Origin of the sequence: Nocardiopsis sp. TNDT3 (genome assembly GCF_003427465.1) — a bacterium.
GTDB lineage: Bacteria > Actinomycetota > Actinomycetes > Streptosporangiales > Streptosporangiaceae > Nocardiopsis > Nocardiopsis dassonvillei.
This window is the reverse complement of the sequence record NZ_QPFC01000142.1, coordinates 1-3747: the sequence shown is the minus strand read 5'-3', so window position 1 is coordinate 3747 and position 3747 is coordinate 1. Positions and strand designations below refer to the sequence as shown.

Here is a 3747-nt window from a genome sequence, read left to right as displayed (position 1 = left end):
ATGCGGGGTCAACGCGGGCACGCGGGGGCAGGGGTGGAGCGGGGCCCCGCGGTGCCACGGCGACGGCCCCGCGGAAGAGAGGTGCGAACCCCCGCGCACCCGACGGCGTCACACGGTAGGGAGGACGAACAACCACACCATGAGGCGCGAACGACACTTTTCCAGGACCTTACTCGTTGGTAACGCACGAGAGGAAGCCCCTACCGACCCGACCAGGGTGATCGCTTTGTTACCGTGCCCGTCAAGGGCCACTCGGCGCTCCCCGCTAGGCTTAGGCCCCGCGTCCACACCCAGCCCACACTCCCCAGTGGACGTCCCGTGACACCGACCCCCGAGGGTTTTTGGCATGTCCCCATCGCATCGTGAACACCGGAGCCGAGGCACTCTCGGCACCGCCATGCTCGCCGGAGCGTGCTGCCTCGGCGCGGTCGCCTACGGGGCGATCGTCGGTCCGTCGATGCTGCCGCCGGACCAGCGGGACGTGCAGGCCACCACCGCGATGACCCCGGACCTGGCCCCCGACGCGGACGAGCCCGAGGAGGTCGTGGCGGAGGGGCCGAGCGGCCGGCTCCAGGTCCAGGTGAGCGACCGCGGACGCGCCTGGGTGCAGACGCTGATGTGCACCGGGAACCTGGAGGAGGACCCCGCCGCCTGCGCCGAACTGGCCCGGGTCGCGGAGGAGTTCCACGCCGACACCGGTGAGCCGGCCACCGTCCAGGAGGAGTCGGTCGACGCCGAGGGCGGCGGTGAGGACGGGGTTGGGGCCGCGGAAGACGCCGAGGGCGCGGAGGACGGGGCCCAGCCGTCGGAGGCCGTCAACACGGGCGGCGCGCTGCTGTTCACCGAGGTCCGCGAGGGAACCGTGTGCACCGACAAGGTGTACGGACCCCAGGAGGCCACCATCGTGGGCGTCTGGGAGGGCCACGAGGTCGAGACCACGCTCACCCGCAAGGGCTCCTGCGAGGAGGCGCGCTGGCAGCGCCTGCGCGCCCTCACCGAACAGATCAGCTGACGGACGCGCGGCCGGGCCTCGGGTGCGGTGAGACCCGCCGCGTGGTCGGACCCGCGATGTGGCCCGATACGTGGCATGCCGGGGCCCGCGGCGCGGCTGGATCCGTGTCCACGGTCGGACCCGCGGCGCGGCCGGGCCCGTGTCGCGGGGCGCTTGTCCACAGGCCGCGATCGGGGCTTTCGGGCGCGTTGGCGCGAACGTAGGCTCGATGACGGGGGCGCCACGCGCAGCCGACAGCAGGGGGTGGTCCCCCCGTTCTCCAGTGTCCCGTGCCGCCGACCGCGCTACCAGGCCTCCGCGGCCCCTGTGGACGGCCTCGGATCGGATCTCCCGTCAACCGTGAGGACGGCCTCGGGCCGGGACCCCGGCGGACCCTGCGGACAGCCTTGGACCGCAACCCTCGCGGACCGGCGATAATCGACCCCCATGGACGTCATCAAGGTCAGTGACCCCGCGGACCCGCGCCTGGCCGACTACACCCGCCTGCGCGACGTGAACCTGCGCCGCCACCTGGAGGCCGAGCACGGGCTGTTCATGGCCGAGGGCGACAAGGTCATCCGCCGGGCCGCCGCGGCCGGTTTCGAACCCCGCAGCTTCCTGCTCACCGAACGCCGGGCCGAGGCGCTCGACGACGTGGTCGCCGCCTCCTCCGCGCCGCTGTACGTGGTCGGGGAGGACACCGCCGAGAAGCTCGTCGGCTTCGACCTGCACCGCGGCGCGCTGGCCGCCTTCCACCGCCGCGCCCTGCCCCCACTCGACGACGTCCTGTCCGGGGCGCGCACCATCGTGGTCCTGGAGGACCTGGTGGACCACACCAACGTGGGCGCCATCTTCCGCAGCGCCGCCGGTCTGGGCGTGGACGCGATCGTGCTCGCGCCCCGCTGCGCCGACCCCCTGTACCGGCGCGCGGTCAAGGTGTCCATGGGCGCGGTCTTCACCCTGCCCCACACCCGCCTGGACGACTGGTACGGCGGTCTGGACACCCTGCGCGCGGCCGGGTTCCACCTCATGGCGCTCACACCGGGGGAGGGCTCCCTGCCCCTGCGCGACGCCATGGCCGCCCTCGCGCCGGGCGACCGGGTCGGACTCCTGCTCGGCACCGAGGGAGACGGGCTCTCCTCCCGCTGGCTGGAGCGGGCCACCGCCCGGGTGCACATCCCCATGGCCGACCGCGACGTCGACTCCCTCAACGTCACCGCCGCGGCCGCCATCGCCTGCTACGAGCTCACCCGCGCCACCGGCTGAGCCGGTCGTGCCCCCGGGCGGACCGACCCGTTCCCGGGCCGACCCGTCTTCCGTTCGCCGCAGGTCAGGACCCGCACCGGCGGCCTCCGCGGCCGTCCCGCTAGGGTGGCGCCTGAGACGGACCGAGGGGAAGGGCGGCGCGACATGGGCGGCCGAACGCTGGTGCAGTGGGAGCAGAACAGGGACAACGCCCCGGACTCCCTGACCGTGGACCTCTACGCGGGAGGAGCGGCGCCCGACAGCGGACTGGACGAGGTCACCTTCTACCAGGTGCCCTACACCCCCTCCACCCAGGGCGTCGACGCGCGGCTCGACATGATCGCGCGGATGCCGTCGCTGGAGGTCGTCCAGCTCCTGTCCGCCGGGTACGAGCAGGTGCTCCCTCTGCTGCCGGACCACGTGACCCTGTGCAACGGGCGCGGCCTCCACGACGCCAGCACCGCCGAGCACGCCCTCGCGCTCATCCTGGCCGCCCAGCGTGACCTGCCCCGGTGGGCGCTCGCGCAGAGGGAGCACCACTGGGGCTCCGCCCAGCTGCGCTCCCTGGCCGACTCGCGCGTGGTGATCGTCGGCTACGGCAGCATCGGCCAGGCCGTCGAGAGCCGCCTGCTGCCCTTCGAGGCCGAGGTCGTGCGCGTGGCCAGCCGCGCCCGTCCCGACGAGGGCGTGCACGGCGTGGACGAACTGCACGCCCTGCTGCCCGGGGCCGACATCGTCGTCCTGGTCACCCCGCTCACCGAGGCCACCCGCGGCCTGTTCGGCGCCCGCGAGTTCGCCCTGCTGCGCGACGACGCCCTCGTGGTCAACGTGGGCCGCGGCCCCGTCCTGGACACCGGCGCCCTGCTGGAGCAGGAGGGCCGGGTACGGGCCGCACTCGACGTCACCGACCCCGAGCCCCCGCCCGCGGACCACCCGCTGTGGAGCGCGCCCGGCGTGTTCCTCACCCCGCACGTCGCGGGGGGTTCGGCCGCGTTCTACCCGCGTGCCCGCGCCTTCGTGGACGCCCAGCTCGCCCGCTGGGCCGCCGGTGAGCCGCTGGCCAACGTGGTCCGCACCGGATCCGCCCGCGACCGCTGACACCGCGTCGGCGCCCCCGGCCCGGGGGCGCCACCCGCCCGGGCCCGCACCGCGAGTCCCGGAGAGCAGGACCCGGGCGCCCGCCCCCGCCCTGACGGAACCGGACGGGGTCTCCCGCGCGGCGCGTCCGCGAAACTGTCGCGGGCAGGCGGCACACTGGGGAGGATGCGGATCGCGGTGGTCGCCGACGGCGAGGGCGGCGGCTGGCTCCAGGAACTGGACGAGGCCCCCGGCCCGATCCGCCGCGTCGGCGACCTCGCCGCCGCCGTGCGCGAGGCCGAGCACGCCCGCCCCCAGCCGCCCCGCTGGGTGTGGTCGGCCGGTGAGGACGTCTACCCCGACCTGGTCCGCGCCGGGGTACGGGTCTCGCGCTGCCACGACGCCGCGCTCACCGAGGCCCTGCTCCTGGGTTA

Annotated in this window: 3 protein-coding genes and 1 pseudogene; all 4 read left to right on the top strand. The window is 74.8% G+C overall.

Annotation, left to right across the window (positions count from 1 at the left end; all coding sequences use genetic code 11):
- Positions 1–397 precede the first annotated feature (397 nt).
- Positions 398–1012, top strand: coding sequence for a hypothetical protein (locus tag DQW06_RS04085; RefSeq protein ID WP_197724867.1), 615 nt, complete (start codon positions 398–400; stop codon positions 1010–1012).
- 426 nt (positions 1013–1438) lie between these two features.
- On the top strand, positions 1439–2257 hold the full coding sequence (locus DQW06_RS04080) for an RNA methyltransferase (RefSeq protein ID WP_117197987.1): 819 nt from the start codon (positions 1439–1441) through the stop codon (positions 2255–2257).
- A gap of 144 nt (positions 2258–2401) precedes the next feature.
- Entirely contained in the window at positions 2402–3334 is a 933-nt protein-coding gene (locus tag DQW06_RS04075; protein WP_071621515.1) for a 2-hydroxyacid dehydrogenase, read from the top strand.
- A 165-nt stretch (positions 3335–3499) separates the two neighbouring features.
- Positions 3500–3747: pseudogene (locus DQW06_RS04070) on the top strand (bifunctional 3'-5' exonuclease/DNA polymerase); the annotation flags it as partial.